Annotated in this window: 16 protein-coding genes; 12 read left to right on the plus strand and 4 right to left on the minus strand. The window is 43.2% G+C overall.

Annotated elements, in window-relative coordinates:
• Positions 1-16 precede the first annotated feature (16 nt).
• From OLM34_RS06995 to OLM34_RS07005, 3 genes are read left to right on the plus strand one after another with little or no spacing between them, the layout of a single operon-like run.
• Entirely contained in the window at positions 17-3,418 is a 3,402-nt protein-coding gene (locus tag OLM34_RS06995; RefSeq protein WP_264406197.1) for a DUF1080 domain-containing protein, read from the plus strand.
• Between the two features lie 10 nt (positions 3,419-3,428).
• Complete coding sequence (locus OLM34_RS07000; protein WP_264406199.1) at positions 3,429-3,923, plus strand: DoxX family membrane protein; 495 nt, start codon at positions 3,429-3,431, stop codon at positions 3,921-3,923.
• 5 nt (positions 3,924-3,928) lie between these two features.
• Positions 3,929-5,554, plus strand: a complete 1,626-nt coding sequence (locus OLM34_RS07005; RefSeq protein ID WP_264406201.1) for a Gfo/Idh/MocA family protein — start codon at positions 3,929-3,931, stop codon at positions 5,552-5,554.
• Positions 5,555-5,603: 49 nt separating this feature from the next.
• Here OLM34_RS07005 and OLM34_RS07010 read toward each other — a convergent pair whose 3' ends face one another.
• The 3 genes from OLM34_RS07010 to OLM34_RS07020 form a co-directional block, all read right to left on the minus strand.
• Positions 5,604-6,203, minus strand: coding sequence for an FMN-dependent NADH-azoreductase (locus OLM34_RS07010; RefSeq protein ID WP_264406203.1), 600 nt, complete (start codon positions 6,201-6,203; stop codon positions 5,604-5,606).
• A gap of 60 nt (positions 6,204-6,263) precedes the next feature.
• Positions 6,264-7,049, minus strand: a complete 786-nt coding sequence (mazG, locus tag OLM34_RS07015; protein WP_264406204.1) for a nucleoside triphosphate pyrophosphohydrolase — start codon at positions 7,047-7,049, stop codon at positions 6,264-6,266.
• 87 nt (positions 7,050-7,136) lie between these two features.
• Positions 7,137-9,224: a protein-disulfide reductase DsbD family protein gene (locus OLM34_RS07020; RefSeq protein WP_264406206.1), complete on the minus strand. Its 2,088-nt coding sequence runs from the start codon at positions 9,222-9,224 to the stop codon at positions 7,137-7,139.
• A 342-nt stretch (positions 9,225-9,566) separates the two neighbouring features.
• On the opposite strand from OLM34_RS07020, the gene OLM34_RS07025 reads away from it, so the two are divergent.
• The 7 genes from OLM34_RS07025 to OLM34_RS07055 all read left to right on the plus strand — a co-directional run bounded on the left by OLM34_RS07025 (position 9,567) and on the right by OLM34_RS07055 (position 18,490).
• A complete protein-coding gene (locus tag OLM34_RS07025) occupies positions 9,567-10,580 on the plus strand; it encodes an NAD-dependent epimerase/dehydratase family protein (RefSeq protein ID WP_264406208.1) in 1,014 nt (337 codons plus the stop codon).
• A 98-nt stretch (positions 10,581-10,678) separates the two neighbouring features.
• Positions 10,679-11,395 (plus strand): 4-hydroxy-tetrahydrodipicolinate reductase, encoded by a 717-nt coding sequence (gene dapB, locus OLM34_RS07030; protein ID WP_264406209.1) that lies wholly within the window; start codon positions 10,679-10,681, stop codon positions 11,393-11,395.
• Positions 11,396-11,422: 27 nt separating this feature from the next.
• On the plus strand, positions 11,423-12,886 hold the full coding sequence (gene lepB / locus OLM34_RS07035) for a signal peptidase I (protein WP_413777203.1): 1,464 nt from the start codon (positions 11,423-11,425) through the stop codon (positions 12,884-12,886).
• Complete coding sequence (locus OLM34_RS07040) at positions 12,886-13,506, plus strand: WbqC family protein (protein ID WP_264406210.1); 621 nt, start codon at positions 12,886-12,888, stop codon at positions 13,504-13,506. The genes lepB and OLM34_RS07040 overlap by 1 nt, the downstream gene beginning before the upstream one ends.
• Before the next feature lie 45 nt (positions 13,507-13,551).
• Positions 13,552-15,081 (plus strand): glutamate--tRNA ligase, encoded by a 1,530-nt coding sequence (gltX, locus tag OLM34_RS07045; RefSeq protein WP_264406280.1) that lies wholly within the window; start codon positions 13,552-13,554, stop codon positions 15,079-15,081.
• Positions 15,074-16,312 (plus strand): 3-deoxy-D-manno-octulosonic acid transferase, encoded by a 1,239-nt coding sequence (locus OLM34_RS07050; protein WP_264406212.1) that lies wholly within the window; start codon positions 15,074-15,076, stop codon positions 16,310-16,312. The genes gltX and OLM34_RS07050 overlap by 8 nt, the downstream gene beginning before the upstream one ends.
• Positions 16,313-16,417: 105 nt before the next feature.
• The gene (locus OLM34_RS07055; protein WP_413777204.1) at positions 16,418-18,490 is read left to right on the plus strand and encodes an HD family phosphohydrolase; all 2,073 of its coding nucleotides are present in this window, start codon (positions 16,418-16,420) and stop codon (positions 18,488-18,490) included.
• Between the two features lie 87 nt (positions 18,491-18,577).
• On the opposite strand, the gene guaA is transcribed toward OLM34_RS07055, so the two are convergent.
• Positions 18,578-20,098 (minus strand): glutamine-hydrolyzing GMP synthase, encoded by a 1,521-nt coding sequence (gene guaA / locus OLM34_RS07060; protein ID WP_264406282.1) that lies wholly within the window; start codon positions 20,096-20,098, stop codon positions 18,578-18,580.
• Between the two features lie 120 nt (positions 20,099-20,218).
• On the opposite strand from guaA, the gene OLM34_RS07065 reads away from it, so the two are divergent.
• Positions 20,219-23,203: a PEP/pyruvate-binding domain-containing protein gene (locus OLM34_RS07065; protein WP_264406213.1), complete on the plus strand. Its 2,985-nt coding sequence runs from the start codon at positions 20,219-20,221 to the stop codon at positions 23,201-23,203.
• A gap of 215 nt (positions 23,204-23,418) precedes the next feature.
• A complete protein-coding gene (locus OLM34_RS07070) occupies positions 23,419-24,162 on the plus strand; it encodes a pilus assembly protein N-terminal domain-containing protein (protein WP_264406214.1) in 744 nt (247 codons plus the stop codon).
• Positions 24,163-24,309: the final 147 nt, after the last annotated feature.

Consider the following 24,309-nt stretch of genomic DNA (forward strand, 5'->3'; position numbering starts at 1 on the left):
CAAACAAATTGAAGAAATGATGAAACAGATAAAAAAATACACAACGTTTTTTGGTGTCTTTCTGCTCATGATGAGTGGAACAATGGCTCAGACACCGCAGCACAGAACCAACTCGACCATTGTTGCCGATGTGTTGGCACAACTGCCGGCACAAAACCCATCACAGTACAACCAACTGATGAAGGATTTGGTTTCTACCGGCGAAGAAGGATTCATGAACCTGATTGGTAGGTTGAATCCTCCGGGAAACAAAAGTAACGAAGCGGTGGATTATGCCCTTAGCGGATGGATCCATTTTGTCGCCAACGACGATACCCAACGGACAATTGCGGCAAGTGCGTGCGAAAAAGCGCTGCAACAGCCTCTGGACGACGAGATAAAAGCCATGCTGATCCGTCAGCTCGAGCTTATAGGAGACGACAGTAATGTAGCTGTGCTTTCGGCATTGCTCACGAACGAGCGGTTGTCGGGACCTGCTTCTCAGGCATTGGCACATATCGGTACGCCCGCTGCCGCCGAAGCCCTCCTTTCGGCTCTTTCGGCAGCCGGTACGGATCGGATGAAAACAACCTTTGTCAATGCGTTGGCACAAACCGATTATTCGCAAGCCGAATCCGTTATGCTGGAATTGTTGGGCAACAATCCTTCAGGGGATTTGGAAAAAGTACTTTACGATGCCCTCTGCAGAATAGGAACAAAAGCCTCTTTAAAACCGTTGAAAAGTGCAGCCGAACAAAGGCAATATGCCTACGGAAAAGTCAATCCCACAGCTGCATATTTGACTTTGTTGAATCGGTTGGCCGAGAGCGAACCCGGTCTTGTGAAAAAAGAAGCCGAGAAATTCCTTTCTCGGGCAACAAAGTTGGAAAAACAGGATCTGAAGGCTGCTGCCGCAGGATTGCTGCTTTCCCTTCCCGCAACGGATAAGACCGGTTTGTTGAAAAAGGCATTGAAGGACGGCAATATCGTCTATCTGACTCAAGTATTGAATTCCTACCCCTATCAGGACGATGAAAAGGCTGTGAAGCTTATACTGAAGTCATTGTCTCCGAAAGCGTCATCTGATGTACAAATCGCTATTCTTTATTGGATTGGAAATCAAAAAGTGACCTCTGCGGTTTCCAGCATTTCCGATTATTTGAATACATCGAACAAAGCCGTTCAAAAAGCAGCCGTTTATGCTTTGTCGGAGACAGGCGGAGAATCCGCTCTAATTTCGCTGGTAGGAATGTTGAAAAGTACCGATGAAAACGCAGTAATGTTGGCAAAAGAAGCGCTGGAAGGTTATGCGGGAGACATTTCCGCTGCGTTGACGTCGGTTTTTAACGATTGCGGCAGCCAAGGAAAGATTGCGATACTGCAACTGATGGCAAACCGTCGGATGCATGATCAGTACCGGTTGGTATACGACCAACTGTTTGCTGATGACGAACCTGTAAAAGTTGAAGCAGCAAAAACTCTTCGTTATGTGGTGACCGAAGAGAACCTTCCCGAGTTGTTTGGATTGTTGGAACAAACCGATGACCAGTATCTCTCATCCATTCAACAAGCCGTAAATGCTGCTTTGTCTATGCTTTCCCCCGAAGAGCAGATGAAACAAGTGATGGAAAGAATGAATGCTTCCTCCAAGAAGTATGCTTATTACGCTGTGTTGGCAAACAGTGGCACCCCGCAGGCATTGGATTTGATCATGAAAGCTTATCAAACCGAAACAGGAAAAAACAAACAAGCTGCCTTCGATGCAATAAAACAATGGAAATCGTTCGATGCCGTATATGCTTTGCAGGATATTGCCCGCGGCAGTAAGGATAAGGAAGAGATTGCTCAGGCAGTGGATGCCATCGTCGAAAAAGTGGCATCGTCCAACAAGACGGGTGCAGTAAAATATCTTTTCCTGCGCAATGCCATGGAGATGGCACAGACCGTGAAACAGAAAAACAACATTCTGCGTTTGCTCGGCACTACCGACATGTATCAGGCCATGGTGTTTGTGGCGCCTTTCATGGACGATCCGGCACTGAGCGAATCGGCAGCACAGGCAGCCATGAATATTGCCCTCAACAATCCGTCGTTTGCAGGAACCGAAACGACCGCTATTCTGAACAAAGTGAGTAAAACGTTGAATAATCCCGATGCCGATTATCAACGTCAATCCATTCGGAAATATTTGTCGGAAAACCCCACAACGGGCGGATTTGTATCGCTTTTCAACGGCAAGGATCTTGAGGGGTGGAAAGGACTGGTTGGTAATCCTATTACCCGTGCCAAGATGAGCAAGAAAGAACTGGCGGCTGCACAAGCCAAAGCCGATAGTGAAGCTTTTAACGACTGGAAGGTAGTGGACGGCACCATCGTTTTCGACGGTAAAGGTTTCAACAACCTTTGTACTGTTAAGCAATACGGCGATTTTGAGCTGTTGGTCGACTGGAAACTTTTCCCGGGGCCCGAACCCGATGCCGGTATTTACCTGCGGGGCACACCTCAGGTACAGATTTGGGATACGGCAAGGGTGAACGCAGGAGCCCAGGTGGGTTCCGGCGGATTGTACAACAACCGGGTCAACCCGAGTAAACCGTTGAAGGTTGCCGATCTGAAAGTAGGCGAATGGAATACGTTTCGCATCCGCATGATTGGCGATCGGGTATCGGTTTGGTTAAACGGCGAATTGGTTACCGACAATGTTATATTGGAAAATTATTGGGATAGGAACCTGCCTATTTTCCCGATCGAACAGATCGAGTTGCAGGCTCATGGCAGCAAAGTGGCCTATCGCGATATCTACATCAAGGAATTTGAGCGTCCCGAACCGTTCCGCTTGTCGGAAGAGGAGGAAAAGGAAGGATTCCGGGTTCTTTTTGACGGTACTAACATGCATGAATGGACGGGAAATACGAAAGATTATATGTTGGAAGACGGCAATATCGTCATGCATCCGAGCAAAAGTTTCGGAGGAAACTTGTATACCAAAGACGAATTCGATAATTTTGTGCTTCGTTTCGAATTCATGCTTACTCCGGGAGCCAACAACGGGTTGGGTATCCGTACGCCGATGGAAGGCGATGCCGCTTATGTCGGCATGGAACTTCAGATAATCGACAACGAAGCGCCCATCTATAAAGATCTTCAGCCCTATCAGTATCACGGGTCGGTTTACGGAGTGATCCCGGCCAAGAGAGGGTATCTGAAACCGACAGGCGAATGGAATTATCAGGAAGTGATTGCCAATGGCGACCATATCAAAGTGATTCTCAACGGCACCACCATACTTGACGGGAATATCCGTGAAGCAGCCAAAAACGGCACGATGGATCACAAAGATCACCCGGGATTGTTCAATAAAAAAGGACATATCGGTTTTTTAGGGCACGGATCGGAAGTAAAATTCAGAAATATTCGAATTAAAGAGTTGAAAAATTAAAAAATCACGAATGACAGAAAAAACGAATCAGTATTCTTACAGCAAGGCCCAACTATTTTGGTTGGTGTCCTTGCGTGTAATTATCGGGTGGTATTTTCTTTATGAAGGCCTGGCCAAGGTGATGACTTCCGGTTGGACATCGTATGGTTATCTGATGGATTCTCAGGGGTGGTTTGCCCCGCTTTTCAAAGCACTTGCACAAAATCAGACCCTCATGCCTGTGGTTGATGCATTGAATATGTACGGATTGATCCTTATCGGATTGTTGTTGGTTTTGGGGTGTTTCGAAAAGCTCGGTTATATCGGCGCCCTTTTATTGCTGGCACTTTACTATCTTTCTCATCCTGCCCTCATTAATGCCGAATATATATTCCCTCCCGAAGGATCTTATTTGTGGGTAAACAAGAATATCATCATGATGGTGTCGATAGCCGTGCTCATGGTATTTCCAACGGGTATGGAGATTGGCTTGGATCGGGCCATTTTTAAGTGCAGTAAAAAGTAACGTTTATGGCAGAAGACAAAAAGAAAAAAAGTATATCCAAAGGCAGACGTGAAGCATTAAAGACGTTGGCTACCGTTCCTGTTTTGGGAGTAATGGCTTACGGGGTATATAAAAAGGAGAAAAACGAACGGTCGAAACGTCTGGCGGCCGATATGTTTCGTTTTAAGGAAAAGCCGGTTCCGCCACCTGTTACCGACGGGAAAAGGATACGTATAGGAATTATCGGTTACGGTATCAGAGGAAAAGATTTGATGAATGCGTTGGGATTTTCAACTCCCCAACATGTGGAAGACTTGAAAACGGCATGGAAGAGTAATGCTCAGGATAGTCGATATAAAGACTTCATGGAGCAGGAAGATTTAAATGTTGAGATAACGGCTGTGTGCGATATTTTCGACAAACATGCCGAAGAGGCAATGGCAGCGGGAGCCAACATTCATCGTGAAGGATTGAACGGAAAATACGGACCGACACCGAAGCGGTATCGTAATTACAAAGAACTTCTTGCAGCCGACGATGTGGATGCGGTGATCATTGCTACTCCCGACCATTGGCACGGCACTATGACGATAGATGCGCTGAAGGCGGGGAAAGATGTCTATTGTGAAAAGCCGATGACCTGGACAGTTCCCGAAACCTATATGGTGAGAGAAGCAGTCAGAACGAGTAATCGCGTTTTTCAACTGGGACATCAAAACAGACAGATCGAAACCTACAATCGGGCAAGGGAAATTGTGGAGAGAGGATTGTTGGGTCCTGTAACATTGGTGGAAACCAGTACTAATCGCAACGATCCCAACGGGGCATGGGTTTATCCGATAGATCCGGAAGCCAATCCGAAGACGATCGATTGGAAGCAGTTTGAAGGGGATCCTGAACGGATCAAGGAATATTTGGATTACATGACTTCAGCCGGACTTGCAAAGTATATCGGTCCCGACAGCAGAGACAAGTTCAATCTGGAACGTTTTTTCCGCTGGCGCTGCTGGTGGGATTACAGTACAGGTTTGAGCGGCGATTTGCTGACCCACGAATACGATGCTGTCAACCAGATTCTTCAGCTGGGTATTCCCGATTCGGCAAGTTCTTCCGGTGGTATCTACTTTTTCAAAGACGGACGCACGGTGCCCGACGTGTTGCATACGGTTTACGAATACAAAGATCGGAATCTCTCCATGCTTTATTCAGCCACGTTGGCCAGCGAATTCAACCGTTCACGCAAAATCATGGGGCATGATGCTACGATGGAGATCGGGAGCACCCTTTCCGTGACTGTCGATCCACGGTCGGAGCAGTATAAAGATCAGATTGAGAAAGGAGTGATTAAACCCGGTCAGCCATTCTATACATATACACCCGGCCAAAAAGATGTAGATGCGATTTCTTCCGCCACGCAATTGTATTTTGCACAACGGGGTTTGCTGTATTCGTATGTTAACGGCAAACGGTTCAATACTACTTTCTTGCATATTAAAGAGTGGTTGGATTGTATTCGTTCCGGAAGAAAACCTTCGTGCGGAATAGAAGAAGGTTTTCAGGAGGCCATGACGGCACACATGGGTACTCGTGCCTATCTCGAAGGGCGAACCATGTATTGGGATCGCGATAAGGAACAGATCGTGAGAGGATAATATCATCCCCGCTTTCCTAAGAAAATAGGAGGGAGGCGGGGAATTTTTTCTAAAAATATTTCGCCAATTCTTCGGCTTTCCGGATGGCTTCGTTAACGATGGCTTCTACATCCTCTCCGATCACATCCAAATTGGTTGCAGATACGGTAACATAATCCGTAATGCCGAAAAGTGCCATCATGGCTTTGAGGTATTTGTCGCACATTTCCCATTCAGCAGCCATTCCTTCGCTGTAATCTCCACCGCTTGTTGTGATGTTTACTGCTTTTTTCCCTTCACATAATCCGGCGGCACCATTTTCTGTGTATTTAAAGGTAATGCCAGGAATGCTTATATAATCAATGTATGCCTTCAGGATGGCAGGAACTCCCAAGTTCCACATCGGTTCGGCAAAAATATACTTGTCGGAATTCCGAAACTGATAGGCGTACTTGGCAGTGATATCCTTTTCGGTTAACATTTCTGCCGAATGTTTGGCGACTTCTTCTTCTGTCAAAAAATGAATATTTTCTTTGGATAAGTCCAACGTGAGGACAGTATCTTCGGGGTGATACTTTTTATATGTTTCGACAAACCGATCGGAAATTCTGAAGGTTCTCGATTCGCCTTCCGGTCTTGCATTTGCTTTGATATATAGAACAGTACTCATACTCATATTCTCCTTTATTTTAATGTTAGATTCCTTGGCCGACAAAGGTAAGAAAAAAAGTTATTTCTCTGTGCGTTTAGCTTCCTGCCAGATTTTTTCCATTTCTTCAAGTGTCATGTTTTTCAATGTTTTCCCCTGCTCTTTTGCTCTCTCTTCCATGTAGTTGAAGCGATAGATAAATTTTTGGTTGGTACGCTCCAGGGCATTGTCGGGGTTCACTTTGTACAATCGTGCAGCGTTGATGATGCTGAAAAGCAGATCGCCAAATTCTCCTTCCATTTTATTAGGGTTCGATTCATCGATTTCTGCCTTCAATTCCTCCCATTCCTCTTTCACTTTTTCCCAAACATCCCGGCGTTCGTTCCAATCGAATCCCGCATTTCGTGCCTTATCTTGTATCCGATAGGCTTTTACCATCGACGGAAGCGAATCGGGAACGCCTCCCAGGATGGTTGAGTTGCCTCCTTTTTCTTTGAGTTTGATTTGTTCCCACGATTTTTCCACTTTGCGTGCAGATTCGGCTTGCGCATCGCCAAAAACGTGTGGGTGGCGAAATATCAGTTTGTCACAGAGGGTATTGCAAACATCGGCAATGTCGAAAGCTCCTTTTTCTTCTCCAATTTTGGCATAGAATACCACATGAAGGAGTAAATCGCCCAGCTCTTTTTTTATGGCTTCGTCGTCATTTTTAATGATAGCTTCGGCCAATTCATACGTTTCTTCTATGGTATTCGCTCTTAGACTTTCGTTGGTCTGTTCGCGATCCCAAGGACATTTCTCTCTCAATTCGTCCATCACATCCAATAGTTTCCCAAAAGCTTCCAGTTTTTGTTCACGCGTATTCATCTCGTTGTCTTTCCTTTCTTCAAAAAAATTTGATGTTTGTTGTTGATTATTCCTTATAGCGATTTGATAATATTGTCGGTTTAAAGGTTATGCTCCGCCTGTATATCCGTTTGATTGATTGTGGTAGTTAGACTGTCTTTTTCTGTAGTTTCTTAATCCTGTCTGCAGAAATTCGATATATTTTTCCACATTTTCGTCATAAGCATACGAAGGACCAACGGGTTTTCCTTCGTTGTCCAATGCTACGTAATAGGGCTGTGCATTGGCTCCGAATTTATGGCGCTGAAGATAACTCCATTTGTCGCCGACGGTTTTCAGGCGGGTGATTCTTCCGTTTTCTTTCACTTCAATCACCTCCGGCAGTCGTGTTTTGTCGTCAACGATTAAGGTGATTAAAACGTATTCGTTGTCGATAATGTTTTTTACGCGAGGATCGGTCCACACCGATGCTTCCATTTTTCGGCAATTTACGCAGCCGTATCCCGAGAAATCGAGCAATACCGGTTTGCCGGCTTGTTTGGCGTAAGCCATGCCACTTTCATAATCAGTATATTTAGGACGCACCTCACCATTGTATAAACTAAAATCCTGTGTGTACATCGGTGGCGAGAAAGCGCTTATTGCTTTAAGCGGTGCGCCCCACAGTCCGGGCACCAAATAGATGGCAAAGGCAAACGAAAAAATAGCCAGAAACAAGCGGGGAATCGAAACATGTTCCACATCGCTGTCGTGGGGAAGTTTGAGTTTCCCGAGCAGATACACACCAAGCAGGGCGAAAATTACAATCCAGAGTACAAGGAATACTTCCCTGTCAAGAATGCCCCATCCGTAAGCCAGATCGGCAACCGATAAGAACTTCAACGCAAAAGCCAGTTCCAGAAAGCCGAGGACTACTTTTACCGCATTCAGCCAGCCACCCGACTTTGGCATGGTTTGCAACCATGAAGGAAAGATGGCAAACAGAGCGAATGGGATGGCCAGTGCCAGTGCAAAGCCAAACATGCCGACAGTTGGCGACAAAATGTTCCCCCATGTAGCAGCTTCTACCAGCAATGTTCCGATGATTGGCCCGGTGCATGAAAACGAGACCAGCACCAGCGTAAACGCCATGAAAAAGATGCTGAGTATTCCCGAAGCCGATTCGGCTTTCGAATCCATTTTGTTGGTCCACGAAGCGGGCAACACCAGGTCGAAACCGCCGAAAAACGAAATCGCAAATATCACCAGCAAAGCAAAGAAAATGAGGTTGAAAACAGCACTTGTTGCCAGATTATTCAACGCACTTGCACCGAAAATGCTGGTAATCAGCAATCCCAAAACCAGATAAATCACAATGATGGCCACTCCATAAACAATGGCTTGCGAGACAGCCTTTTTACGGTTTGCTGCGTTTCTTTTTAGAAAGAAGCTGACCGTCATCGGGATCATCGGCCACACGCAGGGTGTAAGCAGTGCGATAAGCCCCCCTATAAATCCCGAAATGAAAATCCACCACAGCGACATTTCGGAAACGTTCCCTTCCATTCCATAAGCTTTCAATTCCTCGATTACCGGTGTCCAGAGCGGATTTTTGTCGATCTCGGCATGCCCTGTTGTTATAGAAGCAACTTCTGTGGCAACATACACGGGATCCGTTATAGAAAGGGTATCTTTCGTGAGAAGGGTTTGAGTACTAGTGGCGGGAGTTTTGTTTTCTGCCAATGGAGCAATAGTTTTTGGCAAGTCGTTAGCCGTAAAAGCAAAATCGATGGGCAAAGGCGGCGTACAGGTTTGTTCGTTACAAGCTTGTGCGCGCACATCGCCTTCAAGCACAAATTCGGCTTTGTTGGTAATCCTGAAACGTTGCACGAACCGGACTGTCCCGTCAAACGTTCCGATATTCATTTCGAAAATGGGATCGAAAGCCACTTTTGGTTTCTTACCTTCGGCATGAAATTTTCCGACAGGTTCTGCTCCTTTCAGTTTATCGATGGTCAGCGTTGTGGGAGTGGGACCTCCTTCCGGGATTTCCGTATCATACAAGTGCCACCCCGCTTCTATGGTTGCCTTTGCTATCAGACTGATTTCTCCGTTTCCGTTATCTTCGAGAGAAAATGCCCACGATACGGGATTTTGTGCTGTTGCATACGAAAGAAAAACAAGCAGAGAAACGAAAGCGGTTGTGATCCTTTTCATTTTTATGTGGTTTTACCGGGTTTTGGTTGCGAAAATACGAAAAGTTTCGTGAGTGTACGATTTTTTTGTCTGTTTTCTCATGTCGGTTTTCTGTTTGGGTGAAAAATTTTACTTCCATCTCATTATTATTATTTAGCTACTACTTCTACTTCTGTAACTATTAAATCCTATTATTAAAACGAGAGCAAAAATTCGGGTTTATTCATAGTTTGCTTTATCTATGTCAGTTCAACAAATGAATTCAGACGTTTTTTCAACGCATTGTTTTTGTAAAAATGAAGATTTTTTTCTGTAAAATCGATAAGTTATCCTTATTTTTGCCGGCAGATCTCGATAGGTAACATGAACAAAAAGAAAATCCTTATTACCGGTGCCAGTGGATTCATTGGAAGCACAGCCGTTGAAAAAGCCCTTGCATCGGGTTACGAAACATGGGCAGGCGTTCGCGCCGGCAGCAACAAAGCTTATTTGCAAGACGAACGCATCCATTTCATCGACTTGTCTTATGCCAATAAAGACAAGCTTGTGAAGCAGTTGCAATCTTTTGCAGCCCAATACGGACGATTCGATTACATTGTTCACACAGCCGGGATTACAAAAGCATTGCATAAATCCGATTTCGAACGCGTTAATTATTTATATACGAAAAATTTCGTCGATGCGCTTGTCGAAACTCGAAATATTCCGGACAGTTTTATTTTCATCAGCAGTTTAAGTGCGTATGGTGCTGGAGACGAAAAGGGATATACGCCTATTTCTACCCATCAAACCCCTCATCCCAATACGGCGTACGGACGAAGTAAATTGTTGGCGGAGAATTATATTAAAAGCCTTCCCGATTTTCCTTACGTTATACTGCGACCGACCGGTGTTTATGGTCCGCGTGACAAAGATTATCTCATCCTGATGCGGTCCGTAAAAAAGGGTATTGCCGTGGGAGCCGGATTTAAAAAGCAGTTGTTAACTTTTATCTATGTGGAAGATTTGGTAAAGGTTATTTTTGAATGCATCGAAAAAGGAATTCGAAGAAAAGAGTATATTGTAGCCGATGGAGATTACTATAGCGATGACGAATTCAACAAGCTGGTACAGCAGGCTCTTGGCAAAAAGCATGTTCTGCGCATTAAGGTTCCGCTTTGGATTGTAAAACCGGCAGCGTTTATAAATGAGAAAATTGCAGCAATAGTCGGCAAGCCCACAACGTTCAATACCGATAAATATCCTATCATGAAACAGCGTAACTGGTTGTGCGATGTTACGCCGCTTCAATATGATCTTGGATTTCGTCCGGATTACTGTCTGAAAGAGGGTATAGAAAAAACCGTGCAGTGGTATAAGGAAAACGGATGGTTGTGAATAGTTGATACAAAACATAAAATTAAGAACAAATAACGCTCAGGCGAAAGGAACTACGGCATAATTTGTTATTTTTGCCTTTTATAAAAAAACACAGAATGAAAATTGCATTGATCGGCTACGGTAAGATGGGGCATGAAATCGAAAAAGTTGCCCGCGAAAGAGGTCATGAAATTGTCTGCATTATCGATATAAACGACGAAGAAAAGTTTGATTCTGCCGAATTCAAAAGTGCCGATGTGGCCATTGAGTTTTCCTCACCCCAAAGTGCACTTCGCAATTATCGGAAAGCTTTTGCCGCCGACGTTCCTGTAGTATCGGGGACAACCGGATGGCTGCAACATTTGAATGAGGTGAAACAGCTTTGTGAGAAAGAAGGGAAAACTTTTTTCTATGCCTCGAATTTCAGCCTTGGCGTAAATATCTTTTTTGCGGTAAATCGTTATTTGGCAGAAATCATGAATCGGTTTCCCGATTATGATGTACGGCTTGAGGAAACACATCACATTCACAAGCTGGACGCTCCAAGTGGCACGGCCATCTCGTTGGCAGAAGATATTCTTGCCCGCATCGACCGAAAAGAAACCTGGGTGCTCAACGAAGCCCATTCGCCTCATGAATTGGAAATCAAAGCATTTCGCGAAGACGAGGTGCCCGGCATTCATACCGTTATTTACGAATCGGAAGCCGATATGATCCGCATCACACACGATGCCAAAAACCGCAAAGGTTTTGCGCTAGGCGCTGTGTTGGCGGCTGAGTTTACACAAGGGAAAAAAGGTTTTCTGACGATGGAAGACCTCTTAAAGTTTTAAATAAAAGAGTTTACATATATAAACAATATGACACTGAAAGAACGCATCTCAAAGGCCACTCGTGGACAATGGATAGGCTTTGCTGCATGGTCTTTGCTTTGGACCCTTTTTTCGATTTGGTATGGCAGTGCTTGGCTGTTGTTGCTCATTATCTTGTTTTTCGATATTTATATTACTAAATATGTTCCTTGGACATTTTGGAAAAAATCGAAGAACTCTGCTTTCCGTAAAGTGATGGAATGGGTAGATGCCATTATTTTTGCCCTCGTTGCTGTGTATTTCATCAATACTTTTTTCTTTCAGAATTATCAGATACCATCTTCATCGCTCGAAAAATCGCTGTTGGTAGGCGATTTTCTTGCCGTCAGCAAACTTAGCTACGGCCCTCGTGCGCCCATGACGCCGTTATCGTTTCCGCTGGCACAACACACGATGCCGGTGGTGGGTGGAAAATCGTATATCGAAAAACCACAGTGGAAATACCGGCGATTGAAAGGTTTTGGTAATGTACAACGCAACGATATCGTGGTTTTTAATTTTCCTGCAGGCGATACAGTAGCCCTGAATATGCAAGCTGTCGACTTTTATACTCTTGCTAAATATAATCCCAACGGAAGTGCCGGTATCAGGGCAGATAAACGAACCTATGGCGAGGTAATCTGGCGGCCGGTTGATCGACGCGAAAACTATGTGAAACGGTGTATCGGATTGCCGGGCGAAACCATTCAGATGAAAAACGATACGGTATATATCGACGGCAAAATTGTTCCCCATGCCAAAATGGCTCAACACAATTATTATATTCAAACGGATGGAACCGTTATCGCTTCTTCCGTTTTTGAGGATTTGGGCATTAGTAAAAGCGATTATTTGGGTGTGGATAATTTTGGGCAGCCTGTTCCAAAATATCAGGATTTGACCAATGTCGACAGTCTGAGTGCCGTTCAATTGGGATTGAAGCAACACAACGGTTCTTTCGGCAAATTATATGGTCCCATGCCGATGACCGACGAGATGGTCGAAAAAATGAAAGCGAAGCCTTTTGTATTGGTGATAATAAAGGAAAAGGAGCAACCCGGAGCGGGATACTATTATCCGTTGGATTACGAAACCGGATGGACGCGCGATACGTATGGCCCGCTTTGGATACCGAAAAAAGGCGCAACGATTACTTTCGACAAGGATGTCGATTTCAAGGTGGCTGCATATGAACGGTGTATAAAAAATTATGAGGGAAACGATTTTGCATACCGCAACGGGAAAGTGTATATCAACGGGCAACAAGCCGATTCGTACACTTTTGCAATGGATTATTATTTCATGATGGGTGACAATCGGCACAATTCGGCCGACTCGCGCGTGTGGGGTTTCGTGCCGGAGGATCATATCGTTGGGCAGCCGATTTTGATTTGGCTTTCTCTCGATAAGGATAAAGAATGGTTTCATGGGAAAATCCGCTGGAAACGGTTGTTCAGAAGTGCTAAGAGGTAATGGCTCCTGTTCTTTTGTCGTCGTTTTATTTGGCTCCTGTTCAATATTACAGTAAGCTTTTTCGTGCCGAAAGAGTGTATATCGAAATTCACGATACCTATCAGAAACAATCCTATCGAAATCGATGTCTGATTGCCGGAGCCAACGGTATTCTTCCTTTATGTATTCCTATAGAAAAACCCGAAGCAGCGAAATGCAAGATGAAAGATATCCGGATTTCCGATCATGGAAACTGGAGGCATTTGCATTGGAATGCCTTGGTTTCGGCATATAATTCCACTCCCTTTTTCGAATTTTATTGTGATGATTTTCGGCAGTTTTACGAAAAAAAATATGCCTATCTGCTTGATTTTAACGAAGAACTTCGTGTGTTGATTTGCAGGTTGCTCGATATACAGCCTCTTGTAACATATACCGACCGTTTTGTAGAAACGGTTCCCGAGGGAATGATGGATTTCAGAGAAACCATTCATCCCAAACCGATCCGGCAGAAACCTGATCCCGACTTCAAGGCGATTCCTTATTATCAGGTGTTTAGTGAAAAATATGGATTTCTGGAAAACTTGAGCATTGTTGACCTTTTGTTTAATATGGGAAATGAATCGCGGTTGTATTTATAAGTACTTTTAACCGAAAATCCCTATCTTTGCACCTTATTAAAAGCAATTATGGATAAAAAAGTGCGCGTTCGTTTTGCTCCCAGTCCTACGGGGCCGCTTCACATCGGTGGCGTTCGTACGGCATTGTACAATTATTTGTTTGCCAAGCAGCATCAAGGCGATTTCATTCTCCGTATCGAAGATACTGATTCGCAACGCTTTGTGCCGGGAGCAGAAGAATATATTCAGGAAACATTCGACTGGTTGGGGCTGGAATTTGATGAGAGTCCCCAAAAAGGGGGTCAATACGGTCCTTATCGACAATCGGAGCGAAAAGATATTTATAGGCAGTATGTTTGGCAACTTTTGGAAAAAGGGGAGGCTTACATCGCTTTTGATACGCCCGAAGAGCTGGAGAAAAAACGCAAAGAAATACCTAATTTTCAGTACGATGCTTCTACGCGGATGCAGATGCGTAATTCACTTTCGCTGTCGAAAGAAGAAACGCAGGAACTTCTCGACAGTCACTCACAATATGTAGTTCGCATTAAGATAGAGCCCGGCATCGATATCAGGGTCGATGATCTCATTCGGGGGAAAGTGACTATTAATTCCTCGGTGTTGGACGATAAAGTGATTTATAAATCGGCCGATGAATTGCCCACTTACCATTTGGCAAATGTAGTGGATGATCATCTCATGCAAATTACTCATGTGATTCGGGGTGAAGAATGGTTGCCTTCGGCACCATTGCATGTGTGGTTATACCAAAGTTTCGGGTGGGAAGATTCCATGCCGCAGTTTGCCCATCTTCCCTTGCTGCTTAAACCCGAAGGAAGTGGAAAACTAAGCAAGCGTGATGGTGATAGATTGGGATTTCCCGTTTTTCCGCTGCAATGGAAGGACCCGAAAACCGGAGAAATTTTTTCGGGTTACCGCGAAAGTGGTTATCTGCCCGAAGCGGTAATTAATTTTTTGGCTTTGTTGGGTTGGAACCCGGGAACGGAACAGGAGATTTTTTCGTTGGAGGAGCTTATCGGTGCATTTTCGTTTGAGCGATGCAGCAAAAGCGGTGCACGGTTCGATTACGAAAAAGCACGCTGGTTTAATCATAAATATATACTTGCCACACCGGATGAGAAGATCGCAGCTATGTTTATGCCGGTGTTGGAAGAAAAAAACATACCTGCCTCGCACGATTATGTAACACAGGTGGTGGGGTTGGTGAAAGATCGGGTAAGTTTTGTAAAAGAATTGTGGGATCAATCATCCTATTTTTTTGTAGCTCCAACTGTTTATGACGAAAAGACGGTTAGAAAACGCTGGAAAGTCGAAACGCCCCATCAGATGCGCGAATTGATCGATATACTGGAAAAAATGGATGATTTTTCTGCCGAAAACCAGGAAAAAGTTATCATGAAGTGGATTCAAGACAACGGATATCACCTCGGTAACGTGATGAATGCCTTCCGCTTGGCATTGGTTGGTGAAGGGAAAGGGCCTCATATTTTCGATATCACCGTTATGCTGGGTAAAGATGAAACTATTTCTCGTTTAAAAAAAGCCATCGAAACTATTCCTACGCCTAATGTATAACTTTGCTATCCATTTATATGCTTTTTTTATCCATTTGATTTCGCCTTTTCACAAAAAGGCGAAACAGATGGTGAGGGGTCAGAGAAATGCGTATCGGATTCTTGGTGAGAGGATAGACCCGAAAGAGAAATACATTTGGGTTCATTGTGCCTCGCTTGGTGAGTTTGAGCAAGCAAGGCCGCTGATCGAGGCGCTGAAAAAAGAGTATCCTGAATACCGTATATTGCTTACCTTTTTTTCCCCTTCCGGTTATGAGGTACGAAAAGATTATGCATTTGCCGATATTGTGTGTTATCTGCCTTTCGATACGCCTAAGAGGGTGACCGCGTTTTTCAATTTGGTTAAACCAACGCTGGCCGTTTTCGTTAAATATGAATTTTGGTATAATTACATTCATGAAGCTTATCTTCGAAAGATTCCGGTTTATCTGATTTCGTCAATTTTCAGAGATAATCAACCGTTTTTTAAGAAAAACGTCGGACGTTACGGAAAGATGCTGCATTTTTACCGGGAGATATTTGTTCAGGACGAGCATTCAAAAGAATTATTGAACCGACAAGGCATTACTCGCGTAATGGTTACAGGTGATACCCGTTTCGATCGGGTGATTGAGATTCGACGCCAAGCAAAGGAACTGCCCCTTGTCCATGCGTTAACGGCTGATAAGGAAAGTGATGGCGGAATGGTTTTGGTTGCAGGAAGTTCATGGCCTCCCGATGAAGATATTTTTATCGAATATTTCAATACCCGGCCACGCTTAAAGTTGATCATTGCTCCACATGAAATACACGAATCGCATCTCCGGGAAATCGAAAAAAAACTGAAACGTCCTTATATACGCTATTCTCAGGCTACAGAAGAAAACATTAGGGATAAGGATTGTCTGATCATCGATTGTTTCGGGTTACTCTCTTCCATTTATCGGTATGGAGATATTGCTTATATTGGCGGAGGATTCGGCGTGGGCATACACAATTTGCCCGAAGCGGCGGTTTATGGTATCCCGGTGATTTTTGGTCCCAATTTCAGAAAGTTTCGCGAAGCACATGACCTTATTGAAAAAGGTGGGGGATTTGTTATTCATAATAAGAAGGAATTCAACGAACTGATGGATTATTTCGTAAAGAATCCTGAAACTCTTTCTGAGGCAGGGTCGAAAGCGGAGAATTACATTTTGAATAATGTCGGAGCCACGCGTCAAATCATAGAAAAGATCACGGCCGATTTATAATTTTTGATTTATACGATACTTTTTCATACGTTTTCGGTTTTTTTTTAAATTTGTTTTTCCAAACAATCGCACTTTTTTGTTGTTTAAAATACATAAGGGTTTGTAATGGGAAACATTAATATTTCGTCTCAAAAAAAAATAAGGATCAGGACACGAGTTTTTGTTCCGATGATCTTTATGATCGCTATTTTGTTGATCACTTATTTTTTTCCCCGTCAGGGAAAATTTCAATATTCGTTTAGTGAAGGGCGACCATGGCGGTATGGATTGCTTACGGCTCCGTTTGATTTTCCTGTGTATAAATCGGCAGAACAGTTGAAAAGAGAGCAAGACAGTATTTTGGCTTTTTTTGAACCTTATTATATAATCGACAATCAGGTAATGAAAAATGCATTGGCCGAGTTCGATGCCGATAGGAATACAAAATCCAATCTCAAAAATCTGGAGCCTGCTTACATTCATTACATTCGCAATAAGTTGACGGAAGTGTACAACCAAGGCATTATGAGTGTCGAGGATTACGAACGAATAGCTTCTTCTGCTACCCGGTCGTTCAGGCTTAAAGAAGGGAATGTGGCAAATTCACGGGATATAGAAAGTATCCATACCATCCGTTCAGCATACGAAAAAATTTTGAACGAAAGGCCGAAGCATTTGGATGAGAATAAGTTGAAATCGGCCGATATCAATAATTATCTTAAAGAAAACATCATTTATGATGCTTCCACATCGGAAAAAGCCAAACGGGAATTTATTCAACAGGTTTCGCCTACCATCGGTATGATACAGGCGGGTCAGCGGATAATCGATCAGGGTGAAATTGTGGATGCACAAACATATACCATATTGTCTTCGTTAAAGCGAGTAATCGAAGAACGTAGCGGCGGTGTGGGGAGCGATAGTTGGCGATTGGTGGGCGAGTTTCTGCTGGTGTTGATTTTACTGGGATCGTTTTATCTTTATTTGCTGTTTTTTAGACCCCGAGAGTTTCGGAATCGTAAAAATGTCACTTTCATGTTGTTAATCATCACTTTTTTTGTGATATTAACGGCCATTACCGTTAAATTCAACCTGTTTAATGTCTATATCATTCCTTATGCTATTGTCACTATCTTGATTCGTACTTTTATCGATTCTCGGACGGCACTGTTTGCCAGCATCGTAACCATTCTTCTCAGTTCGTTGATGGTGCCCTATCCGTTTGAGTTTATCGTGATTCAGATAACGGTGGCTATGGTTTCTATTTTTGTACTGAAAGAATTGTCCGAACGTTCGCAGTTAATTCAAAGTTCGTTTTTTATTCTTATAACCTATATTTTAGCATATGTGGGGTTGACGCTATATGCCGAAGGTGATATTAAGAAAGTGAACGGCATGATATTGGTTTATTTTCTTATCAACTTCATTTTCATCATGTTTTCCTATTTGTTGGTTTATATTTTCGAGAAGTCTTTCGGATTTATTTCGGGAGTGAGTATGGTGGAATTGGCCAACATCAATAAGCCTTTGTTGAAAGAACTGTCGGAAAAAGCGCCGGGCACATTTCAGCATTCCATGCAGGTTTCCAATCTGGCTACTGCTGCGGCTACGAAAATTGGGGCGAATGCTTCCCTTGTGCGTACCGGGGCACTGTATCACGATATCGGGAAAATGGTCAATCCGGCATTTTTTACGGAGAATCAAGCGCCGGGAATAAATCCTCATGCGGGATTGCCTTTCGAAGAAAGTGCGCGCATCATTATCAATCATGTGAAAGACGGAGTGAAAATTGCCAAACAAAATGGGTTGCCTCAGCAAATTATCGACTTCATTGAAACGCACCATGGTACCAGTGTACCGAAATATTTCTACATTTCGTGGAAGAATGTGAATCCAGGAAAGGAAATCGATGAAGAGGTGTTCAGGTATCCCGGTCCGAATCCTTTCTCCAAAGAAACGGCTATCATGATGATGGCAGATGCAGTGGAAGCATCTTCACGTAGTTTGCCGGAGTATAGCGAAGAGTCGATTCGTAATTTGGTTAATAAGATAATCGATGATCAGTTAGAAGAGGGATATTTCAAAAAAGCACCGATAACTTTTAAGGATATCGATACAGTAAAAGGAGTATTTGTGGATAAGTTGAAAACTATATACCATACGCGCATTGCCTATCCTGAGCTCAAAACACAGATATAAACTTAATTCGTACTCCTCTATCAGAGAACAGTTTCAAAATTCAATTCTCAGTGGCTGATTATTTATGTTGAGACAGCCTCTTCTTTTTTATTCCCATTCGATTGTGGCGGGAGGTTTGGACGAAATATCGTAAACCACGCGGTTCACCCCTTTGACTTTATTGATAATTTCGTTTGATACTTTTGCCAGAAATTCATAGGGGAGATGTGCCCAATCGGCGGTCATCGCATCGATGGAGGTCACGGCGCGAAGTACAATGGTGTTTTCATAAGTGCGTTCGTCACCCATTACGCCGACCGATTGTATCGGCAGCAGAATAGTTCCTGCCTGCCAAACTTTATCGTATAGATCGGCAGCTCGGAGAGCGGAAATGAAGATGTCATCGGCATCTTGTACAATGCGTACTTTTTCGGGTGTAATATCGCCAAGGATGCGAATTCCAAGACCGGGACCCGGAAATGGATGGCGATAGATGATTTGGGGTTTCATACCTAGTGCCAATCCGATACGACGCACTTCGTCTTTAAACAGGAGTCGGAGTGGTTCACAAAGTTTGAGGTTCATTTTTTCGGGGAGTCCGCCTACATTGTGATGACTTTTTATAGTCATTCCTGTGATGGAAAGCGATTCGATGATATCGGGGTAAATGGTTCCTTGAGCCAGCCATTTTATACCCTCTAGTTTGCTTGCTTCCTCTTCAAAAACATCAATAAACCCCTTTCCTATAATTTTCCGTTTCTTTTCAGGATCGGTAACTCCTTTCAATGCTTTGTAAAAACGTTCTTTGGCGTCTATGCCGATAACATTCAAGCCCATATCCTGATAATCGGCCAGTACCTTTTCGAATTCGTTTTTGCGCAACAGCCCGTGATCAACAAAAATACACGTCAAATTTTTACCGATGGCCTTGTTCAGCAACATGGCAGTAACTGACGAATCTACGCCACCCGACAGAGCAAGGATAACTTTATCGTCTTTCAATTGTTCTTTTAGTTCCTTAACAGTTGTCTCAATAAATGAAGCCGGCGTCCAGTCTTTTCTGCATCTGCAGATGGTAAGAAAATTATCCAGTATTCTCATTCCATGTTCCGTGTGCGATACTTCAGGATGAAACTGAACTCCCCAAGTAGGTTCGCCTTCTACTTTATATGCAGCAATCGTTACCTCTTCAGTTGATGCAATGGTCCGAAAATGATCGGGCAAGCGGAGAATGACATCGCTGTGTGACATCCATACCTGTGAATTTTGCGGGAGATTGCCGAGCAACGGATCGGAATTATCCACTATTTGCAGACGTGCACGACCATATTCGCGAGTAGAGCTTCTGCCGACTTCTCCTCCGGCGGATTGTGCAATATATTGAGCTCCATAACAAATCCCCAGCACCGGATAATGGGAACGGATGACACTTAAATCAGTTTTAAAAGCGTTGGGATCGTTTACAGAAAAAGGGCTTCCGGATAGGATTACCCCTTTTACATTTTTATCGTCGTAGGGGAACTTATTGTAAGGCACTATTTCGCAATAGGTGTTCAGTTCCCTTATTCTTCGGCCGATAAGTTGGGTTGTTTGCGATCCGAAATCGAGAATGATTATTTTTTCGTGCATAATAAATGGGATGATTTTCAGAGGTGCAAAGGTACAAAAACTTCCCAATTTATGGAACATCCTTTTTCTGTAATTCATCAAATTTTATTAAGTTTGTATTCAGATAAATAGAAATGGTACATGAAATCAGATATATCCAAATCCGTTATTAAGACGCATGACATCAGACAGTTTCAGTTTCGCGATACACCATTTGTGAAATTGATGAACAGGCGCATTTACAATATCCTGATGATTGCTTCGCGTTACGATATGTTTATTTTACAAGACGACGGTCGGGTAGAAGAGCAGATTTTCAATGAGTATGCATCGCTCAACCTTCGTTATCCGCCACTTTTTACTCAGGTAAGCACCCGAAAAGAGGTAATGAATGAGTTGAAAACCAATCGTTACGAATTGATTATTTGCATGCCGAATATGGATAACAGCGAGGTATTCGAGATGGCAAAAAACATTAAGGCCGACCATCCTCATATTCCGATTGTGGTTTTGACCCCTTTCTCTAAAAGTGTGTCTAAAACATTGGAAAAGGAAGATTTAAGCGGGATCGATTATGTTTTTAGTTGGTTGGGAGATGCCGACTTGCTGCTGGCTATCATCAAACTCATTGAGGATCGCATGAATGTAGAAAACGATGTAAAAACCGTTGGGGTACAAACCATTATGTTGGTTGAGGATTCTGTACGGTTTTATTCGTCCGAACTCTCCCTTTTATATAAGTTTGTATTGTTTGAATCGAAAGAATTTTCAAGAGAAGCCCTGAATGAGCATCAGCGTATGCTCCGCATGAGGGGAAGGCCTAAAATACTTTTGGCTCGAAGTTATGAGGAGGCGGTTGATCTTTACCGTAAGTATGGCAATAATATGCTTGGAGTTATTTCCGATATGAGTTTCAATCATGAAGGGGAGAAAGATAAATTAGCCGGAAAAAAATTAGGGGAGTGGATTCGAAATCACGACAAATACATTCCTATTATTTTGGCTTCGTCTGAAAGTGAAAACAAGAAATATGCGGTTGAAATTGATGCTTCGTTTATCGACAAAAATTCCAAAACATTTCCTTACGATCTTCGCAAAGCGATAAAGGAGAATTTCGGTTTTGGTGATTTCATCATTGTTAATCCTCACACCCAAGAAGAAATTTTCAGAATAAAGAATCTGAAGGAATTGCAAAACACTATTCGGCAGATTCCCGACGATTCGTTATATTTTCATTTGTCGCGTAATCATTTTTCCCGTTTTTTTTATTCGCGAGCTATGTTCCCTGTTGCAGAAATGCTGAAACGGATCGACGTTTCGGAATACGAGAGTATGGATGAGGCACGTGAGCTGATTTATGATGCCATCGTGCAGTATCGGCGCATGAAAAATACGGGTGTAGTGGCGATTTTCGACCGAGATCGGTTCGATCAGTTTTCCAATTTTGCCCGTATTGGGGAAGATTCGTTGGGCGGAAAAGGCCGTGGTTTGGCGTTTATGGGGAGCATGGTTAAAATGCACCCCGAGTTTAATGCCTATGATAATTTCCCGGTTCTGATTCCGCGTACCGTGGTGCTTTGTACGGATATCTTCGATGAATTTATGGAAACCAACCAATTGTATCCGCAGGTGATGTTGGATTTGTCTGATGAGGAGATTTTGAAACTCTTTCTGAATGCGAAGCTTCCGGAAAGGTTGGTCAACGATTTTTTGGTGTTTTTTGATGCCATCAACGGTCCTATAGCCATTCGTTCCTCGAGTCTTCTGGAGGATTCCCGCTATCAGCCTTTTGCCGGAATTTATTCCACATATATGATTCCTTTTGTGGACGATAAGCAAGAAATGGTACGGATGATCAGCGACGGGATTAAAGCGGTATATGCTTCAGTTTTTTATAAAGACACCAAGGCTTACATGGCTGCAACCCGAAACTTTATTGATCAGGAAAAAATGGCCATTCTTCTGCAGGAAGTGGTAGGCACACAGTATGGTTCGCATTTTTATCCGACCATTTCAGGCGTAGCGCGCTCGATCAATTATTATCCTATCGGAAACGAAAAACCGGAAGATGGGATAGTAAACATGGGCCTGGGATTGGGGAAATACATTGTGGACGGCAATGTGGGATTGCGTTTTTCCCCTTTGCATGCTTCCAACATTCTTCAATTGAGCACTTTGGAAATGGCTTTAAAAGAAACGCAGACCCGTTTTTATGCACTCGATATGAATAATGCCGTAAAAGAGTTCCCTGTTGATGATAGTTTTAATCTCCTGAAGCTGGGATTGAAAGAAGCCGAGAATGATGGGGCATTGAGGTATATTGCATCGACCTATGATCCGATGGATCAGATTATCCGTGAGGGCTATTATCCCGGTGGACGAAAAGTCATTTCTTTTTCGCATATTCTGCAGCATGGTATGTTTCCCCTTGCCGAGATTTTGGATAATGTGTTGAAGGTGGGGCAACGTGAGATGGGACGACCGGTAGAAATCGAGTTTGCCGTTAATGTGAAGAATCAAAAGGAAGGCGCTTTTTACTTGTTGCAAATCCGCCCCATTGTCGATAGTCGCGAAATGGTGTCGGAAGATCTCTCCAAAATAGAAAAAAAAGAAATGATTCTTTATTCTGAAAGTGCTTTGGGAAATGGCATTTCGAATGATGTTTATGATGTGGTTTATGTAAAGACGGAATCATACAATGCAGCTAATAATTCGCTGGTTGCGCGTGAGATTGAGAAACTGAACAAAACCTTTTCCGAGAGTGATCGAAATTATATTCTCGTCGGACCCGGTCGGTGGGGTTCTTCCGATCCTTGGTTGGGAATCCCGGTTAAATGGCCCCATATCAGTCAGGCTAGGGTTATTGTGGAGTCGGGATTGGAGAATTACCGAGTGGAACCGAGTCAGGGAACCCATTTTTTTCAGAATCTCACTTCATTTGGAGTAGGGTATTTTACCATCAATCCCTTTTTAAAAGACGGAGGTTTTTTCGACGAAGCTTTTTTGAATGCTCAACCTGCAGCATACGAAACGGATTTTATTCGGCATGTACACTTCGATAGTTCGCTGACAATAATCATCAATGGCAAAAAGAAAACAGGAGTGGTATTAAAACCGGGAGAATAATTTTCTTTTCAATCTTAGATCTTGGTACAGTAATATTTATATGCGAAAAACATGTAGTTTGCTACTGTTTAAGGAAGCTGTAAGTGTGTTAAGTATAGTTAAAATATACACTTTTATGCAGCGTTTTGCTTCTTCACCAATCTATTTCAATGTGTATACGAGATCTCAACTACACAAATTACACTATTTTTTAATTATTAAGAAAGAAAGTTATTATGAAAAGATTTTCCATTTATGTAGTAAGCCTGATGTTGTCAGGCACATTTTTTATTGCTTGTGACGATGATGAAAGCAATGGCAAATTGACTTTTGACAAGAATAGCGTTGAAGTGTTTGTCGGTGAGGAAACTGTTATGAAGGTTAGAGGTGGAGTAGCTCCTTATACAGCGACACCGGCCGATGAGACAATTGCCGAGGCAACAGTAGACGGCGGTGATATAACGATCAAGGGAGTGAAAGAAGGCACGACTACCGTAAAAGTAACGGATAAGAACGGTCTTGAGGCTACCATAGCCGTTGAGGTGAAAGAAGATCCCTATGAGAATGAAAAAGGAGATGCCACCGTGCGGATCAAATGGGATACGTACGAGAAGATAGAAGGCAGGGATGAAGGAATCTTTTTGTTGACCAAAGCAGAAGACAAGACGGTTACTTTTTCCTGGACAAACGAAGAGGAAGTTGAGTCTCTGGTGTTGACGTTTAAGGATACCGAAGATAAAATCGGTGCCGAAGGTAATGAAGAAGAAAGCGCTTCCGGAAAAGAGGATGCAACTCCTGTAGGTAAACTGACGGTAACCGTTGACGGAGAAAGTACCGATTACGATGTAACTTCATTTAGGCTTGTGCAAGCCAAACCGGCCGACGATGAAGAAGGAACTCCGATTACTTATTGGATTGCCTTTACGGCAGACAATAAATCAGGACTTGCTGTTGCTCCGTTGACAGTAGAGACGGAGTAAGCTAAAGTTTTATTTTTTCTTTACCGGTATCTTCTTCCAATGCATGCTATGAAAGAAGATACCGGTTTTTTGGCTCTTTCCGGCGATCCTCATATTGTCTATTCCCTTTTCAATCAAAACAAAAAGTAGCTGAAATTGTTAAAAGGA

The sequence above is a fragment of the Anaerorudis cellulosivorans genome, from assembly GCF_025943985.1.
In the GTDB taxonomy this organism is placed as follows: domain Bacteria; phylum Bacteroidota; class Bacteroidia; order Bacteroidales; family Dysgonomonadaceae; genus Anaerorudis; species Anaerorudis cellulosivorans.

What these genes read in the sequence shown, in the direction of transcription:
- OLM34_RS07050 (WP_264406212.1), top strand. Translation starts at nt 15,074, where the DNA reads ATGTATAACTTTGCTATCCATTTATATGCTTTTTTTATCCATTTGATT.
- lepB (WP_413777203.1), top strand. Translation starts at nt 11,423, where the DNA reads ATGACACTGAAAGAACGCATCTCAAAGGCCACTCGTGGACAATGGATA.
- OLM34_RS07025 (WP_264406208.1), top strand. Translation starts at nt 9,567, where the DNA reads ATGAACAAAAAGAAAATCCTTATTACCGGTGCCAGTGGATTCATTGGA.
- OLM34_RS07065 (WP_264406213.1), top strand. Translation starts at nt 20,219, where the DNA reads ATGAAATCAGATATATCCAAATCCGTTATTAAGACGCATGACATCAGA.
- OLM34_RS07040 (WP_264406210.1), top strand. Translation starts at nt 12,886, where the DNA reads ATGGCTCCTGTTCTTTTGTCGTCGTTTTATTTGGCTCCTGTTCAATAT.
- OLM34_RS07010 (WP_264406203.1), bottom strand. Translation starts at nt 6,203, where the DNA reads ATGAGTACTGTTCTATATATCAAAGCAAATGCAAGACCGGAAGGCGAA.
- OLM34_RS06995 (WP_264406197.1), top strand. Translation starts at nt 17, where the DNA reads ATGATGAAACAGATAAAAAAATACACAACGTTTTTTGGTGTCTTTCTG.
- guaA (WP_264406282.1), bottom strand. Translation starts at nt 20,098, where the DNA reads ATGCACGAAAAAATAATCATTCTCGATTTCGGATCGCAAACAACCCAA.
- OLM34_RS07005 (WP_264406201.1), top strand. Translation starts at nt 3,929, where the DNA reads ATGGCAGAAGACAAAAAGAAAAAAAGTATATCCAAAGGCAGACGTGAA.
- OLM34_RS07070 (WP_264406214.1), top strand. Translation starts at nt 23,419, where the DNA reads ATGAAAAGATTTTCCATTTATGTAGTAAGCCTGATGTTGTCAGGCACA.
- OLM34_RS07020 (WP_264406206.1), bottom strand. Translation starts at nt 9,224, where the DNA reads ATGAAAAGGATCACAACCGCTTTCGTTTCTCTGCTTGTTTTTCTTTCG.
- mazG (WP_264406204.1), bottom strand. Translation starts at nt 7,049, where the DNA reads ATGAATACGCGTGAACAAAAACTGGAAGCTTTTGGGAAACTATTGGAT.
- OLM34_RS07000 (WP_264406199.1), top strand. Translation starts at nt 3,429, where the DNA reads ATGACAGAAAAAACGAATCAGTATTCTTACAGCAAGGCCCAACTATTT.
- dapB (WP_264406209.1), top strand. Translation starts at nt 10,679, where the DNA reads ATGAAAATTGCATTGATCGGCTACGGTAAGATGGGGCATGAAATCGAA.
- OLM34_RS07055 (WP_413777204.1), top strand. Translation starts at nt 16,418, where the DNA reads ATGGGAAACATTAATATTTCGTCTCAAAAAAAAATAAGGATCAGGACA.